The sequence below is a fragment of the Pseudobutyrivibrio sp. AR14 genome, from assembly GCF_900101325.1.
Taxonomy (GTDB): domain Bacteria; phylum Bacillota; class Clostridia; order Lachnospirales; family Lachnospiraceae; genus Pseudobutyrivibrio.
On sequence record NZ_FMUY01000001.1, the window covers coordinates 13041 to 29208 of the forward strand.

General features: G+C 38.5%; 18 protein-coding genes. All 18 read left to right on the top strand.

The window, feature by feature from the left end; all coding sequences use genetic code 11:
* The first annotated feature begins 10 nt into the window (after positions 1-10).
* The 18 genes from cysW (at position 11) to BLP50_RS00155 (ending at position 16142) form a co-directional block, all read left to right on the top strand.
* On the top strand, positions 11-841 hold the full coding sequence (gene cysW / locus BLP50_RS00070) for a sulfate ABC transporter permease subunit CysW (protein WP_090149099.1): 831 nt from the start codon (positions 11-13) through the stop codon (positions 839-841).
* A 14-nt stretch (positions 842-855) separates the two neighbouring features.
* Positions 856-1917, top strand: a complete 1062-nt coding sequence (locus BLP50_RS00075; RefSeq protein WP_090149101.1) for a sulfate/molybdate ABC transporter ATP-binding protein — start codon at positions 856-858, stop codon at positions 1915-1917.
* Between the two features lie 11 nt (positions 1918-1928).
* Positions 1929-3659, top strand: coding sequence for an adenylyl-sulfate reductase subunit alpha (locus tag BLP50_RS00080; RefSeq protein WP_090149104.1), 1731 nt, complete (start codon positions 1929-1931; stop codon positions 3657-3659).
* Positions 3656-3967: an indolepyruvate ferredoxin oxidoreductase subunit alpha gene (locus BLP50_RS00085; protein WP_090149106.1), complete on the top strand. Its 312-nt coding sequence runs from the start codon at positions 3656-3658 to the stop codon at positions 3965-3967. Before BLP50_RS00080 ends, BLP50_RS00085 begins: the two co-directional genes overlap by 4 nt.
* Before the next feature lie 13 nt (positions 3968-3980).
* Positions 3981-4886: a sulfate adenylyltransferase subunit CysD gene (gene cysD / locus BLP50_RS00090; RefSeq protein WP_090149109.1), complete on the top strand. Its 906-nt coding sequence runs from the start codon at positions 3981-3983 to the stop codon at positions 4884-4886.
* Positions 4887-6521 (top strand): sulfate adenylyltransferase subunit 1, encoded by a 1635-nt coding sequence (locus BLP50_RS00095; protein WP_090149112.1) that lies wholly within the window; start codon positions 4887-4889, stop codon positions 6519-6521. It abuts the gene before it with no gap.
* 139 nt (positions 6522-6660) lie between these two features.
* Positions 6661-7881, top strand: coding sequence for an O-acetylhomoserine aminocarboxypropyltransferase/cysteine synthase family protein (locus BLP50_RS00100; RefSeq protein ID WP_090149115.1), 1221 nt, complete (start codon positions 6661-6663; stop codon positions 7879-7881).
* 44 nt (positions 7882-7925) lie between these two features.
* Entirely contained in the window at positions 7926-8792 is an 867-nt protein-coding gene (locus BLP50_RS00105; RefSeq protein ID WP_090149118.1) for a 4Fe-4S binding protein, read from the top strand.
* A 118-nt stretch (positions 8793-8910) separates the two neighbouring features.
* Positions 8911-9159 (top strand): sulfurtransferase TusA family protein, encoded by a 249-nt coding sequence (locus tag BLP50_RS00110; RefSeq protein ID WP_090149121.1) that lies wholly within the window; start codon positions 8911-8913, stop codon positions 9157-9159.
* Position 9160: 1 nt separating this feature from the next.
* Positions 9161-9478 (top strand): thioredoxin family protein, encoded by a 318-nt coding sequence (locus tag BLP50_RS00115; RefSeq protein WP_090149124.1) that lies wholly within the window; start codon positions 9161-9163, stop codon positions 9476-9478.
* A 16-nt stretch (positions 9479-9494) separates the two neighbouring features.
* On the top strand, positions 9495-9701 hold the full coding sequence (gene thiS, locus BLP50_RS00120) for a sulfur carrier protein ThiS (RefSeq protein ID WP_090149127.1): 207 nt from the start codon (positions 9495-9497) through the stop codon (positions 9699-9701).
* Entirely contained in the window at positions 9701-10537 is an 837-nt protein-coding gene (thiF, locus tag BLP50_RS00125) for a thiazole biosynthesis adenylyltransferase ThiF (protein WP_090149130.1), read from the top strand. Before thiS ends, thiF begins: the two co-directional genes overlap by 1 nt.
* Entirely contained in the window at positions 10537-10971 is a 435-nt protein-coding gene (locus tag BLP50_RS00130; protein ID WP_090149133.1) for a M67 family metallopeptidase, read from the top strand. Before thiF ends, BLP50_RS00130 begins: the two co-directional genes overlap by 1 nt.
* A 105-nt stretch (positions 10972-11076) precedes the next feature.
* Positions 11077-11982, top strand: coding sequence for a hydroxymethylbilane synthase (gene hemC, locus BLP50_RS00135; protein ID WP_090149135.1), 906 nt, complete (start codon positions 11077-11079; stop codon positions 11980-11982).
* Positions 11983-11985: 3 nt separating this feature from the next.
* Positions 11986-13512, top strand: coding sequence for a uroporphyrinogen-III C-methyltransferase (gene cobA / locus BLP50_RS00140; protein WP_090149139.1), 1527 nt, complete (start codon positions 11986-11988; stop codon positions 13510-13512).
* Positions 13513-13650: 138 nt separating this feature from the next.
* Positions 13651-14580 carry an ABC transporter substrate-binding protein gene (locus BLP50_RS00145; protein WP_090149142.1) on the top strand — a complete coding sequence of 310 codons (930 nt, stop codon included), beginning with the start codon at positions 13651-13653 and terminating at the stop codon, positions 14578-14580.
* A gap of 27 nt (positions 14581-14607) precedes the next feature.
* On the top strand, positions 14608-15369 hold the full coding sequence (locus BLP50_RS00150) for an ABC transporter permease (protein WP_090149144.1): 762 nt from the start codon (positions 14608-14610) through the stop codon (positions 15367-15369).
* Positions 15369-16142: an ABC transporter ATP-binding protein gene (locus BLP50_RS00155; protein ID WP_090149147.1), complete on the top strand. Its 774-nt coding sequence runs from the start codon at positions 15369-15371 to the stop codon at positions 16140-16142. The genes BLP50_RS00150 and BLP50_RS00155 overlap by 1 nt, the downstream gene beginning before the upstream one ends.
* The last annotated feature ends 26 nt before the right edge of the window (positions 16143-16168 follow it).

Genomic DNA, 16168 nt, shown 5'->3' on the forward strand with positions numbered 1-16168 from the left:
AGGTGAAGAAATGGAGCTTAGAAAAGAAAACAAAGCACTAAAAACAATTTTAATCATTATAAGCTTTCTGTTTTTAGGTATATTTTTGATTTTGCCTCTAATCTATATTTTGGTAACAGCATTTAGATATGGAATCTCTGAATATATAAATGCGGTTACTGATGAATATGCAATTAAGGCCGCATTACTTACTTTGGAGGCTACACTTTTTGCTGTTGTAATCAATACACTTTTTGGTATTGCTGCGGCATGGCTTATAACAAAATATGCATTTAAAGGAAAGAAGCTTTTATCCACATTTATTGATTTGCCTGTAACCGTATCTCCGATTATAGCAGGTCTTATATACGTTCTTACATTTGGAAGACAGAGTTTCTTATATCCGATTTTAGATTCCTATGGAATACAGATTATATTTGCAGTTCCTGGTATTGTCCTTGCAACAATATTTGTTACTTTCCCATTTATTTCTCGCGAGTTGATTCCGGTTCTAACAGCCCAGGGAAGTGATGAGGAGGAGGCAGCTGCATTAATGGGAGCAGGTACTTTTCATATTTTCAAGAAAGTAACATTTCCTCATATTAAGTGGGCTTTACTATATGGCGTGGTTCTTTGTACGGCAAGAGCCATGGGAGAGTTTGGCGCAGTATCTGTTCTCTCAGGACACTTGAGAGGCAAGACCAACACACTTCCACTGTACATTGAGCTTTTGTATCAGGGATATGATTTCACAGGAGCTTTTGCAGCTTCTTCAATTTTAGTTGTACTGGCAATCGTTGTATTGATACTTCGTCTTGTAATTGAAAAGAAAGGCAAGAAGGAGTTGGATTTAAATAAGTAAAGGGTGGATAAATTATGGCATACGTAGAGCTTCATGATATAAATAAGCATTTTAAAAAATTTCATGCTTCAAAGGATATTAATATTTCTATCGAAAAGGGCAAGCTTGTAGCATTGCTTGGTCCATCAGGAAGTGGCAAGACAACAATCCTTAGAATGATTGCTGGTCTTGAGAATCCTGATTCAGGAGAAATAGTCATCGATGGGAAAGTTGTAAATGACGTTCCAGGAAGTGAGAGAGGAATTGGCTTTGTATTTCAGAGCTACGCACTTTTTAGATACATGACTGTATATGACAATATCGCATTTGGTCTTAGGGTTAAAAAGACTCCAGAAAATGAGATAAAAGAGCGAGTAACAGAATTGCTAGAATTAATCGGTTGTTCTGGACTTGAAAAAAGATTTCCAAGTCAGCTTTCTGGTGGTCAGAGACAGAGAGTGGCATTTGCTAGAGCTCTTGCTCCAAATCCTCAGATATTGCTTTTGGATGAGCCTTTTGCAGCAATCGATGCAAAGGTACGTCTGGAGCTTCGTTCATGGCTTAGACAGATGATTACAAAGCTTAACATTACAAGTATTTTTGTAACTCATGATCAGGATGAAGCCATAGAAGTAGCTGATGAAATCATAGTTACAAATCAGGGTAGAGTGGAGCAGACTGGCACACCTCAGGAGCTTTATAAGAATCCAGCTACACCATTTGTAGCTCAGTTCATTGGACAGTCAACTGAGGTTCAAAACTTCGATGAATTCAAGTGCTTTGAAAAGGAAGATGAGAGTCAGACATCTTTTATCAGACCAGAATTTGTAAGTATTTTCAAAAAAGGCGAAAGTCTTCAGTTTGAAAAATCTGCAGAGGAAGCAATTGTCGAAGACATTATATTCAGAGGAAGCAATCTGGAGGTAAAAACAAGAATTCACGGCAATCTCATTTCTGCTGTTAGAAGCATTAATGATCCTGCTGTGGAAATTGGAGAGGAAGTTTTTGTATTCATATACAGATTGTATGTAGTTACAAATGACGAAGTATCTCTTTTAATTAACAGTTCAATTGCAGAGGAAGCAATTGTTATTTAATAGGAGTTTTAATGGGCAAAAATATTACAGTAGAAGAATTAAATACTGATGTACTTATAATCGGCGGAGGTACTGCAGGATGCTATGGCGCCTATATTCTAGGTCAGAATGGCAAATATAAGGTACTTATTGCTGAAAAGGCGAATATCAAGCGCAGTGGTTGCCTTGCTGCAGGTGTAAATGCAATTAATGCATACATTACTAAGGGGCGAGTGCCACAGGATTATGTGGACTACTGCAAGAATGATGCAAAGGGAATAGTCAGAGAAGATTTGCTTTTATCTATTTCAGAAGGACTTAATGAGGCCACCAAAACCCTTGAGGATAACGGACTTGTAATTCTCAAGGATGAGAATGGTGATTATGTTACCAGAGGAAATAGAAATATAAAAATAAACGGAGAAAACATTAAGCCTATACTTGCTAAGATGGCAAAGGATTCAAAAAATGTCAGCATAATTAATCATATCAATATCACTGATTTGCTGGTAAAGGAAAATAGAGTTCTTGGTGCTGTTGGATTTGATGTAAATGATGAGAAGGCCTATGTGATTAAGGCTAAGGCAGTTTTGATGGCAACAGGTGGCGCCGCTGGTTTATACAGAACAAATAATCCTGGCTTTTCTAGACATAAGATGTGGTACCCACCATTTAACACTGGGGCAGGATACGCCATGGGCATTAATGCAGGCGCAGAAATGACCACCCTTGAGATGCGCTTTATTGCCCTTAGATGCAAGGATACTATAGCACCAACTGGCACAATCGCTCAGGGTGTTAGAGCAAAGCAGATGAATGGTGTAGGTCAGATATATGAGACTAAATACGGTGTGGCTACATGTGAGAGAGTTTATGGCACCACTGTGGAAAATATGGAAGGCCGTGGACCTTGCTATTTAAAAACTGATGAGATTTCAAATGAACAACAGGAGGATTTATACAAGGCATACCTGAATATGGCTCCTTCTCAGACCCTTAAATGGATAGAAGGTGGTCAGGGTCCTGCTGAGCAAAATGTAGAAATAGAAGGCACTGAGCCATACATTGTAGGCGGTCATACAGCAAGCGGCTACTGGATTGACGATGACAGAGCCACAACAGTTAAGGGGCTTTATGCAGCTGGTGATGTGGCAGGTGGCGCTCCTCAAAAGTATGTTACAGGAGCACTTGTAGAAGGAAAGATAGCAGCTGAGGGCATTCTTAAATTGTTAGATGATGACAATGGTGCAGATTTTGAGACCTCATATGAAGCAATCATTAACAACTACAATAAACATCTTAATAATTCAGATTCTGATATCTCAATCGAGCAGGTTGAGGAAGCTATGCAAAAGATAATGGATGAATATGCAGGAGGTATATCAAAGCATTATCAGTTCAATGACACAGGTCTTGTCATAGCAAGAAAGCTTATCCTAGGTCTCTTTGAAGTATTTGAAAAGCTTAGAGCAAATGATTCCGATGAGCTACTTCAGATATACGAATTAAGGGACAGGCTGATTGTATGCTTATCTTTGATTGAGCATTTGCATGCCAGAAAAGAGACAAGATGGCATAGCTTTGCAGAAAATATGACTCATGAAAATGAAGACGATAACTACAGGCTATATATTAATTCGATTAAAGAAGCTGACGGAATTAAAATCATAAAACGACCTCTTGTGGTAGATGAATACAAGCCACTTAAGTTTACCTTTAATGAGGATAACAGTATTAACTATGCAGGAGGTGTGGTTCTTTGAGTATCAAAATAAATCAGGATAAATGTATTGGCTGTAGGAAATGTATAGAGGCATGTCCTGGAAATCTAATAAAGCTAGATAATAAAAAAGCTTTTATAAAAAGGGAGAGAGACTGCTGGGGTTGCACATCATGTCTTAAGGAATGCAAGGCACAGGCTATTGAGTTTTTCCTTGGTGCAGATGTGGGTGGACGTGGTACAATTCTTACCTTCAAGGAAGAGGGGCCAATAAAGCATTGGATTTTTTCTTCAGGGGAAAAAGAAATAAGGACAATAGACATCAATTCCCTTGAATCAAATAAGTATTAAAGAGAGGATTAACATGAGCAATTTGACACATTTAGACAAACTAGAAGCAGAAGCAATTTATATCATAAGGGAAGTTGCGGCTGAATGTGAAAAGCCAGTTATGCTTTACTCAATTGGCAAAGACAGTTCGGTTATGCTTCATTTGGCTCTTAAGGCATTCTATCCTGAAAAGCCACCATTTCCATTTTTGCATGTAAACACAACATGGAAATTTAGAGAAATGATTGAGTTCAGAGACCATGTAGCAGAAAAATATGGTCTTAATATGCTTGAATACATTAACGAAGAAGGTGTAAAGGCTGGTATTAATCCTTTCGACCATGGTAGCGCATATACGGATATTATGAAGACTCAAGCTCTTAAACAGGCTCTTGATAAATACGGATTTACTGCAGCTTTCGGCGGTGGACGTCGAGACGAGGAGAAATCCAGAGCCAAGGAGAGAATCTTCTCATTTAGAAATACTGAGCATGCTTGGGATCCCAAAAATCAGCGTCCAGAAATGTGGAAGCTCTACAACACAAAGCTATTTAAGGGCGAAGAGGTAAGAGTTTTCCCACTTTCAAACTGGACTGAGAAAGATATTTGGCAGTATATCAAAAGAGAAAATATAGAGATTCCTTCCCTTTATTTTGCAAAGGAACGCCCTGTTATTTACAGGGATGGCAACATCATCATGGTAGATGATGACAGATTGAAGGATAGACTTTTACCAGGTGAGGAAATTGTAAATAAAAAGGTGAGATTTAGAACACTTGGATGTTATCCCCTTACTGGTGGCGTTGAATCTGATGCAGACACACTTGATGAGATTATCGATGAGACATTAAGTGCCATCTCAAGTGAGCGTACTACCCGTGTAATTGACAACGAGGCAGCAGGCTCAATGGAAAGAAGAAAAAGGGAGGGCTATTTCTAAATGCAATTACTTAAATTTATTACTTGCGGTAGTGTTGATGATGGAAAATCAACACTTATCGGTCATATTTTATATGATTCTAAGCTTTTATATGCGGATCAGGAGAAGGCCCTTGAACTTGATTCAAAAGTAGGAAGCCGCGAAGGTAAAATTGACTATTCACTTTTGCTTGATGGTCTTATGGCAGAGCGTGAGCAGGGCATCACAATTGACGTGGCATATAGATATTTTACAACTGATAAGCGAAGCTTTATTGTTGCTGATACACCAGGCCATGAAGAGTACACAAGAAACATGGCGGTAGGAGCATCATTTGCAGACCTTGCAATTATTCTTATTGATGCAAAGCAGGGAGTGCTTGTGCAGACAAAACGCCATGCCAGAATCTGTTCACTAATGGGTATCAAGCACTTCGTATTTGCGGTAAATAAAATGGATTTGGTTAGATACAGCAAGGAGCGATTTGATGAGATTACAGATCAGATTAATGAGCTTGTAGATGAGCTGAGCCTTCCTAATGTTGTGGTAATCCCTGTTTCTGCTACAGAGGGTGACAATGTGACAGAGGCTTCAAACAATATTCCTTGGTATGAGGGTCCTGTACTTTTAGACTATCTTGAGACAGTTCCTATCGATGAAGAAAAAGAAGAAGGTTTTTACCTACCTGTACAGAGAGTGTGCCGTCCAAATCATACATTTAGAGGATTTCAGGGACAGATTGAAGCTGGCAGTGTAAATGTGGGAGATGAAATCACTGTTTTACCTAGCAACGAAAAGGCCAATGTAAAAAGTATTCATCTTTTAAATAAGACAGTAGATGAGGCAGCTATAGGTCAGCCTGTTACCATCCAGCTTGATAGAGAGGTTGATGTATCAAGAGGCTGTGTCCTTACAAAGGATACATCCCTTCAGGTTGCCACATCATTTGAAGTAACACTTCTATGGATGGATGATGAGAGGCTGGAGCTTGGCAAGAACTTCTTTGTAAAGCTTGGCACAAAGCTTATTCCAGGTGTAGTGACAAGCATTAGATATGCTATAGATGTAAATACTGGTGAAAAGAGAGAGGTCAATTCTTTAAATAAAAACGAGATTGCCGTATGTGAGCTGAAGCTAGCGGACAGTATTGTAATTGATGTATTTAAAAAGCATAGGACTCTAGGTGAGCTTATCCTCATTGATAGAGTTTCTAATATGACATCTGCCTGTGGTGTGGTTACACAGCTATATAAGTCAGATAATGCCAATACAGTTACAGAAATCGACAGAGAGACTAGAAGTCAGTGGAAGGGCCAGAGAGCTATCACTGTGGAAATTCCTCTTTCTGAAGATGGATTTGATTTAGAGTTTGTCAAAAAGGTTGAAAGAGAATTATCTAATCAGGGACGCCATACATATTTGTACGCGCCAGATAGTTCTCATGGGGTTAAGGGTGTAATCAGACATCTTAATGATGCAGGAATTTTAGTTCTTTTTGCAGCTAACAGCAGTATAGATACATCTGTATTTGATACCACAAGAGGCTATTATTCAAACTGGTTTGATAAGAATATGACAGTTGAAGAGGTGGCTTCATTTATCTACAGAGCATCTTCAATCCACGGAGATACGGCAATTTTAGGAGATTATATCTAGAAAATGGCCAGTTATAAATTTAGTTTATAGCTGGCTATCATTTATTGTAGGAGCTACATTTATTGACCGGGCAACTATGTTTTGATAATATCCTACTAACCCAATAGGTAAATAGTTCAAAGGAAAAGAGGTGACATGGGTGGGATTCAACACAGATCTTTTACATGCAGGAAAAATCAAAGACTCCAAAGGTGCAACATTGCCACCTATATATCAAAGCAGTGCTTTTGAACAAGAAACCTCTGAGGACTTGGCAGGTATTTTTGGCGGAAGAAAGATGGGGTTTTGTTATACACGAGTTGCGAACCCAACGGTTTCAGCTTTTGAAGAGCGAATCAATAAATTAGAAGGTGGTCTTGCATCTGTGGCTTGCGCCAGCGGAATGGCTGCCATATCAATGGCTCTTTTAAATATTTTGCAGGCTGGAGATGAGATTATCTCAAGTGCCAGTTTGTACGGTGGTTCCATTGATTTGTTTAGAGATATAGAGGCCTTTGGAATAAAGACAATATATGTAAAAAACAATGATTGGGATGAGATTGAAAACGCATTTACGGATAAAACCAAGGTGGTATTTGCAGAGACCATCGGGAATCCCTGTTTGGACGTAACTGATATTGATAAGCTGGCAGAGATTGCCCATAGCCATGGTGTTCCGTTAGTTCTTGATAACACAACAGCAACACCTTATTTGGTAAAAGCAATAGAGCATGGAGCAGACATTGTAGTCAATTCTTCTTCTAAATATATAAATGGCAGCAGTAATTCAATAAGCGGCATTCTAACAGATAGTGGCAATTTCAAGTGGACCAAGGACAGATATCCAGTGCTGGGAGAGTATCTTAAGTTTGGAAAGTTTGCCTTTGTAAGTAAGCTTAGAAATGGTTTGTACAGAAATGTAGGTGTTTGTTTATCACCTCTTAATGCATATCTTAATATTATAGGCCTTGAGACGCTGGGACTTCGAATGGATAGACAATCTGATAATGCATATCAATTGGCTAAATGGTTTGAAGAGAACTATAAGGATATTAAAGTCAATTATCCTGGACTTGAATCAAGTGATTGGCATGATGTAGCAAAAAGGGTTTTGAAAAATGGATACGGTGGAATACTTACCATTCGCGTTGGTTCAAAGGAACGAGCATTTGAAATAATGAATAAGCTTCAAATACCATATATTCTTTCGAATATTGGAGATACAAAGACTCTGGTGGTACATCCATCATCAACCATTTCTCTTCATAGCACTGAAAAAGAGCTTGAAGATTCCGGAGTATATGATGACTTGATACGTATTTCCGTAGGTATTGAGGATATAGAAGATTTGATTGCTGATTTCAAGCAGGCAATAAATTAATTTTTTATTCAGCTGGTTTAACCAGCAATGTAAAGGAGTATAAGATGGCAGAAAAAATTGATTACAAGGCTCTTAAAGCTGGCGGATTTATGAGTCAGGTACAGAAAGGCTATGGTTCACTTAGACTTGCTGTAGTAGGTGGCAATCTTGATGCAAATCAGATTAAGGTTGTGGCTGAGGTTGCAGAGAAATATGGACATGGATATATCCATATGACATCTCGTCAAGGTATTGAGATTCCATTTATACATGTCAATGACTTGGAGCAAGTAAAAAAGGAGCTTGAAGAAGGCGGTGTTTACACTGGTGTCTGCGGTCCTAGAGTTAGAACAATTACAGCCTGTCAGGGCTCAGAAATATGTCCTTCAGGATGTATAGATACATATACTTTGGCAAAGGAATTAAATGACAGATATTTTGGTAGACAGCTTCCACACAAGTTTAAGTTTGGCGTTACAGGTTGTCAGAACAACTGTCTTAAGGCAGAAGAAAATGATGTGGGAATCAAAGGTGGCATGACAGTTGAATACAAGGAAGATGCATGTATTTCATGTGGTGTATGCGTAAAGGCCTGTCGAGAAAATGCTCTTAAGATGGAAGATGGAAAAGTTATTATCGACAATGCGAAGTGCAACAACTGTGCTAGATGCGTAAAGAGCTGTCCTACAGATGCTTGGGAAGGCACACCGGGATATATCGTATCCTTTGGTGGAACCTTTGGAAATAAGATTTATAAGGCTGAGGAGTATCTTCCAATCCTTCGTGATAAGGAGACTCTTTTCAGAGTTACTGATGCAGCTATTGATTACTTTGAAGAAAATGCTAATCCAAGCGAGCGCTTTAGAGCAACACTTACACGTCTTGGTGTAGATGACCTACTTAAGAGACTTGAAAAGGCATATCAAGGATAAATAAAAATTTAGATGAGCTGATAGGTAACAAGCTCTTAGCTCTCCCAAGGGAAGCTTTTTATGCTGAGTCTGGGAGAGTTTAAGGCTTGTAACCGTAATCAGCTAGAGGAGGATTAATATGGCAGAGATTTTAGAGTTTGATGAGAGTATTGATATTACTGATAAGGTTTGCCCTTTGACCTTTGTTACTGCAAAGGTGGCAATCGAGGAGCTTGATGACGGACAGGTTCTTGCTATTCGCCTAAATGATGGTGAGCCAGTGCAGAATGTTCCTCGTTCATTCAAAGAGGATGGTCATCAGGTGCTTAAGTTAGATGACAATGGAGATGGAACATACACATTGTATGTAAGAAAAGTGGAGGAGTAATATGGCCGCTAGAATTTATGCAGATGATTTCAAGTCAAAAGTTTTGGATAGCGAAATCCCAGTATTGGTAGATTTCTATTCTGATTCTTGTGTAGCTTGCAAAAAGCTTGCGCCAGTGTTGTGTGAGCTTGAAGAAGATTATGAAGGCAAGCTAAACATTTATAAAGTAAATACTAACTATGAGGGTGATCTGGCCAAAGAGTTTAACATACTTTCAAATCCTACACTTGTGCTATTCAAGGGTGGTAAGGATATTGATAAGCAAATTGGCGCCAAGGATTACGATGATTTATCCGATTGGATTGATTCAAATATTTAACAGGGAGGATTAGAAAATGACAATCACAGTTGCAGGAGAAAAGAAAGAATACAAAGATGGCTTAACACTTCCAGAGCTTATTGAACTTGAAAATGTTGAGACACCACAGTATGTAACAGTTTCTATCAACGACGAATTCATTGAGACAGAGAACAAAGATAAAACTGTTCTTAAGGAAGGCGACTCAGTAGAATTCCTTTATTTCATGGGAGGCGGACAGTAATGGCAATGACAGATCAGCAGATAGAACGCTACAGCCGCCACATTATTCTTAAGGAAGTTGGAGCAAAGGGCCAGAAGAAGCTTTTAAATGCTAAGGTTCTTATTATTGGAGCCGGCGGACTTGGAGCTCCAGCAGCTATGTATTTAGCTGCGGCAGGTGTAGGTACAATAGGTATCGTTGATGCTGATGAGGTTGATTTATCAAATCTTCAGCGTCAGATTATTCATAGCACAGCTGATATTGGAAAACCAAAGGTAAAATCAGCAAAGGAAACTATGAATGCAATGAATCCAGATGTGGAAGTTAAGACTTATCACATGTTTGTAGATTCAACAAATATTAGAGAGTTAATTCGTGAATACGATTTTGTAATTGATGGAACTGATAATTTCCCAGCAAAGTTTTTGATTAATGATGCTTGTGTAATGGAGAAGAAGCCATTTTCACATGCTGGTATTATCAGATTCAAGGGTCAGCTCATGACATACGTGCCAGGAGAGGGACCATGCTACAGATGTGTATTTAAGAACCCACCACCAAAGGATGCAGTGCCAACATGTAAGCAGGCAGGTGTAATCGGTGCCATGGGTGGTGTTATCGGTTCACTTCAGGCAATGGAGGCAGTTAAATATATTGTAGGAGTTGGAAAGCTTCTCACAGGTCATCTTCTTACTTATGATGCTGTAAATCAGGAGTTTAGAAAGGTTAAGCTTCCTTCTGACACAAGCAAATGTCCAGTGTGCGGTAGCCATCCTACAATTACAGAACTTATCGATTATGAGCAGGAGGTTTGCGAGGAGACAGCAGGCCGCTTTGAGACAAAGGAAAATCAATAATGAGAATAATAAGATTAGATTATCGTATATACGATGATATAGTTAAATACGCTAGGGAGCATCTTCCTGAAGAGGCATGTGGACTCATTGCAGGAGAGGAAGAAGAGGATGGAACTAGACTTATAAAAAAGGTATATTTTCTTGAAAACATTGACCACGCTCAGGACCATTTTACTCTAGATCCCAAGGACCAGATGCAGGCCATCAAGGACATGCGAGCAAATGGCCTTAAGCCTCTTGGAAATTGGCATTCTCATCCAGAATCTCCATCAAGGCCATCAGAGGAGGATATCAGACTTTCCTTTGATTCCAAGGCGAGCTATATGATTTTATCTCTTATGGCAGAAAATCCAGTTCTTAATAGTTACCATGTGGAAAATGGCATCTATGAAAAGGAAGATTTAAGAATTATTTCTCAAGATTATTTTTATTAAAGAGTAAAAAGCCTTTTAATTTTTTGATAAAAGTTAAAAGGCTTTTATAATACTTTTGGATATGATAATTTTAAGAGAGAAAATTCTTAAAAAGGATATTTTGCTATGAAAATAAAAGTAGGAACTCGAGGTTCAAAGCTTGCACTGGCTCAGACCAATTATGTAATTGATAGATTAAGGCAGGCTTTTCCTGAAAATGAATATGAGGTAGTTATCATTAAAACTACTGGTGATATAGATCAAGTTAGACCGCTAGATCAAATTGGCTCTAAGGGGCTTTTTGTTGATGAGATAGAAAGAGCACTCCTTGCTGATGAGATACAGCTTGCGGTTCATTCTATGAAAGACATGCCATCAGAACAGCCTAAGGGGCTTATTTTTGCTAAGGCATGGCTGAGAGAAGACCCAAGAGATGTTTTGATATTGAAAAATGGTAATAAATTATCTGACTTGCCAGAAGGAGCCAATGTAGCCACAGGAAGCAAGAGACGAAGCTTTCAGCTTCTTGCACTTCGTCCTGACCTTCACATTTTCCCAATAAGAGGCAACATCGATACTAGAATAAAAAAGCTTCATGAAGGACTAGCAGATGGGACAGAGTTGGACGGAATAGTTCTTGCTGCTGCAGGCCTTAAGAGGCTTCACATTGAAAATGACAATTATTATTTCTTTGATATAGATGAGATGATTCCATCCCCAGCTCAGGGTACTTTGGCTCTTGAGCTTAATGAGTCAAATACCAAGCTGCTTGAGATGGTCAACTCTCTTTCAAGTGAAGAGTCAGACAGCATAGCATATTTAGAGCGAGGTTTTTTACAAAAGATAGATGGTGATTGTCATTTGCCTATAGGAGCTTTTGCTTCAAAGACAGATACAGGCTATAACCTAAAGGCACTGTTTGGTGATGAAAATGGAACTAAGCTTGCAAAGGTTTCTGTAGATGGAACCGAGGCGGATGATAGCTTGATTGAATTGGCTATTAAAGAAATAAGAAAGCAACTGGAGAATTAATAGATGAATGAATTAGGTAAGGTGGTACTTGTTGGTGCCGGTCCAGGTGAAAAAGGGCTTCTTACATTAAAGGGATATGAATATCTAAAGCAGGCAGATTGCATTGTATACGATAGGCTTTTAAATAGTGATTTTCTTGAGCTTGTACCCCTGGATTGTGAAAAGATTTATGTGGGAAAGGCCAACCACTGTCATACAGTTCCACAGGATGAGATAAATCAGTTGCTTTACGACAATGCTAAAAAGCATAAGCTTGTTGTTAGATTGAAGGGTGGAGATCCTTATGTTTTTGGTCGTGGAGGAGAAGAGGCTCTTTTTCTTCAGGTTAGAAATGTAGAAGTAGAGGTGGTTCCAGGTATTAGTTCATCTATAGCGGCTCTTTCAAGTGCTGGTATTCCAATTACTCACAGAGGGCTTTCTAAGGGATTTCAGGTTATTACTGCACACAGTAAAAAGGACAGGATATCTGATATAGATTATAGCCAGCTACTTGATGAGGACATCACATACGTATTTCTCATGGGACTTGCTCATGTAGGAGATATTGCAAGAGGTCTAATAGCAGCTGGAAGAGCAGAGGATACTCCTGCAGCTGTAATTTCAAGTGGCACCACAAATCATCAAAAGAAGGTTGTTGGAATTCTTTCTACAATTGAAAATCAGGTCAAGGAGGCTGGCCTTTTATCTCCTGCGATTATAGTTGTTGGAAAAGTGGTTACACTTTCTAATGACCTTAGTTTTTTTGAGAAGAGACCTTTATTTGGTAAAAAGTTTTTCCTTCCAGTTATCGATAGATTTGAATACAGTATTCTAGGTGGAAGACAGCAGAGTCGACCTAATGAACTTAAGGAGAGGCTGATTTCATATGGAGCAGATGTGATCACTGCAAAGGCAGGAGCGATTGAGCCAATCAAATGTGATTTGAGTTTTATTTCAGATGCGAAGCTTGGGGACTATGTGGTGTTTACCACTCCAAATGGAGTGAAGTCATTTTTCTGGAATTGGTATGAGAATGTAGGTCTTGATGTTAGGTCTTTGGCCGGCTATAGATTTGCATGTATTGGAAAGAAGACCGCCAACACTCTTATGGAATTTGGTATAAAAGCTGACGTGATTTCTGAGGTTCAAAATGGTAAGGATTTAGCATTAAAGCTAAATCAGGTAATGGAGCCAGGTGCTAGCATTTATTGGCTCTGTCAAAATAACACATCTGAGGATTTTGAAAATACAGTTTCAAAGGAGCATGTGATAACTAAAATTGTCTGCTATGAGAATGTAGAGGTTGAGTGCGATAGGGATGAAAACTATCTATCTGAAATCCAAAATTGTGATGCCTCAATATTCACAAGCGGAAGTAATGTAAGATTTGCTGTAAAAAATTTTGGAAATTTTCTTCCGAAGGATGTTATTTCAATAGGACCAGCATGTTCTAGAACAATAAGAGAGCTAGGATTTGAGGTGGCTGCAGAGGCTGATATTTCTTCTTATGAAGGAATAGTTGAATGTATATTTAATTCGTATATGTGTTAGCTATAAATTTAGTTGATAACGTGCTATCATTAAATGTGGGAACTAGGTTTATTGACCTAGTTCTTTTGTTTTGCTAAAATCCTATCAACCTAGTAGGTGAGAGGAAGATTAATAACGTAAATACGGAGGATAAGAAATATGAAAAAATACTTACTATTAACATTGCTAGTTTTATCAACATTTTTACTTGTTGGCTGTGGCAAGGCCAAAGCCAGTGAATCAAAAGAGACTGTGAAGATTGCTTATCTTCCAATTACTCATTCACTTGCTGCTCTTGAGGAAGCTAAGGAACTTGAAGCTAGCACAGATGGAAACATTCAGGTAGAGCTTGTTAAATATGGTTCTTGGCCAGAGCTTTTAGATGCCCTTAATTCAGGTCAGGTAGACGGTGCATCAGTACTTATCGAGCTTGCTATGAAATCAAAGTCAGAGGGCGTTGGAATTAAGGCAGTTGCACTTGGACATAAGGATGGCAATGTAATTGTTGTTTCGAATGATGTAAAAGATGGTGCTGATTTAAAGGGACGCACAATTGCAATCCCTCACAGACAGTCATCACACAATATTTTGGTTAATCTAGCCTTAGAGGAAAATGGCTTAACCATAGATGATATCAATGTAGTGGAGCTCGCTCCTACAGAGATGCCTTCAGCACTTGCTGCAGGAACAATTGATGGATATTGCGTTGCAGAACCATTTGGCGCTATGGGCGTATCAATTGGAGCTGGCAAGGTTTTATATGAATCAAATGAACTTTGGGAAGATAGTGCATGCTGCGCACTTGTCCTCACTGACAAGTTTATAGATGAGAGACCAGAAGCAGCCAAGGAATACGTAGAGCAGTACAAGGCAGCTGGAAATGCTCTCACTGAGGAAGAGGCCAAGGCAGTTGCAAAAGAGTATTTAAATCAGAAGGATGATGTTCTTGATATTTCACTTCAGTGGATTTCTTATGATGACCTTGAGATAACAGAGGAAGTATATGATTCACTTGTTGAAAAGGTTAAGAAATATGGATTGAGCGATAATCCACCAGCTTACGAAGATTTTGTATTAAGTGATTTCTAGAAGATTCAAAGGTAAGGGAGAATAAAAATGAAAAAGATTCTTTCAGTTAGATATGTAATAGTATCCATTCTAATATTAATAGGAATTTGGCAGGTATTGTTTTTAGTTAGTGATTACAGTGATGCCTTGTTTCCATCACCATTTATGGCATTTTCGGCCTTAATAGAGATGATTACATCAGGTCAGCTTTTTGAATCAATACTTACAAGTATGGGAAGATTCATAATTGGTTATGGATTGTCTGTAATTATTGCTGTAGTTCTTGGGCTTATTCTTGGAAGTCTTCCAAAGGTTTTCAATTATGTTAATCCAACACTTCAGTTGCTTAGACCTATTTCTCCAACAGCATGGATGCCATTTGTAGTTCTGCTGTTTGGTATTGGCGATTTGCCAGCTATAGTGATTATTTTTATTGCAGCATTTTTCCCAGTATTACTTTCTACTGTATCAGCTGTAATGAAGATAGATGATATCTATTTTAGAGTATCTGAGAATTTTGGAATAAAGCAGCCAAAACTTATGTGGAAGGTTATTCTTCCTGCTGCATTTCCGCAGATTGCAAATTCAATTCATCTAGCCCTAGGAAGTGCATGGATTTTTCTTGTAGCTGGTGAGATGGTAGGAGCCCAGTCGGGACTTGGATATCAGATTATCGATGCGAGAAATAATGTTAGGGCAGATATTTTGCTTGCAACAATTCTAGTTATTGGACTGATTGGATTATTATTAGACTTTTTGATTGGACTTTTGGAAAAGAGAATTCTTAGAGCGTGGGGAGGTGAAAACTAATGTCATATATTCATATTGAAAATGCAGGTAAGACATTTACGGAAAATGGACAGGAGTTTACAGCTCTTTCAGGTGTAAATCTTGATATTGAAAAGGGCGAGTTCATTTGCCTTTTAGGACCTTCTGGATGTGGTAAAAGTACACTTTTAAATGCCATTGCAGGATTTGATCTTGCTAATCAAGGTAAGGTACAGATTGATGGTGTGGATGTCACATCGCCTAGCCCAAAGAACGTCACAATTTTCCAAAACTATGGCCTATTGCCATGGAGAACAGTTATTAAAAATATAGAACTTGGACTTGAGTCAAAGGGAATTGATAAGAAAACAAGAAGAGAGATAGCTCTTAAATATTTAAAGCTTGTAAAGCTTGAGGATTTTGCAAATAGTTTTCCGAGACAGTTGTCAGGTGGAATGAAGCAGCGTGTTGCCATTGCAAGAGCCCTTGCGGTTGAGCCAGATATCATTTTCATGGATGAGCCTTTTGGAGCGTTGGATGCAATCACTCGAATGAAGCTTCAGGATGATATTTTGGATATATGCAAAAGCGAAAAGAAGACAATTATTTTTGTTACCCATGATATTGAAGAGGCAGTATATCTTGCTGATAGAGTTGTAGTTATGACACCTAATCCTGGCAAAGTAAAGGGTGTTTTGACTGTGCCACTTCATCATTTCAGAGATAGAACAAGTGGAGATTTTCTTCTTGTTAGAGATAAGATTTTTGATTTACTTAACATGAAGATGGAAGACAATATTGAATACACAATCTAATAGTTTTTAGTTTAGTAAAGGGAGAT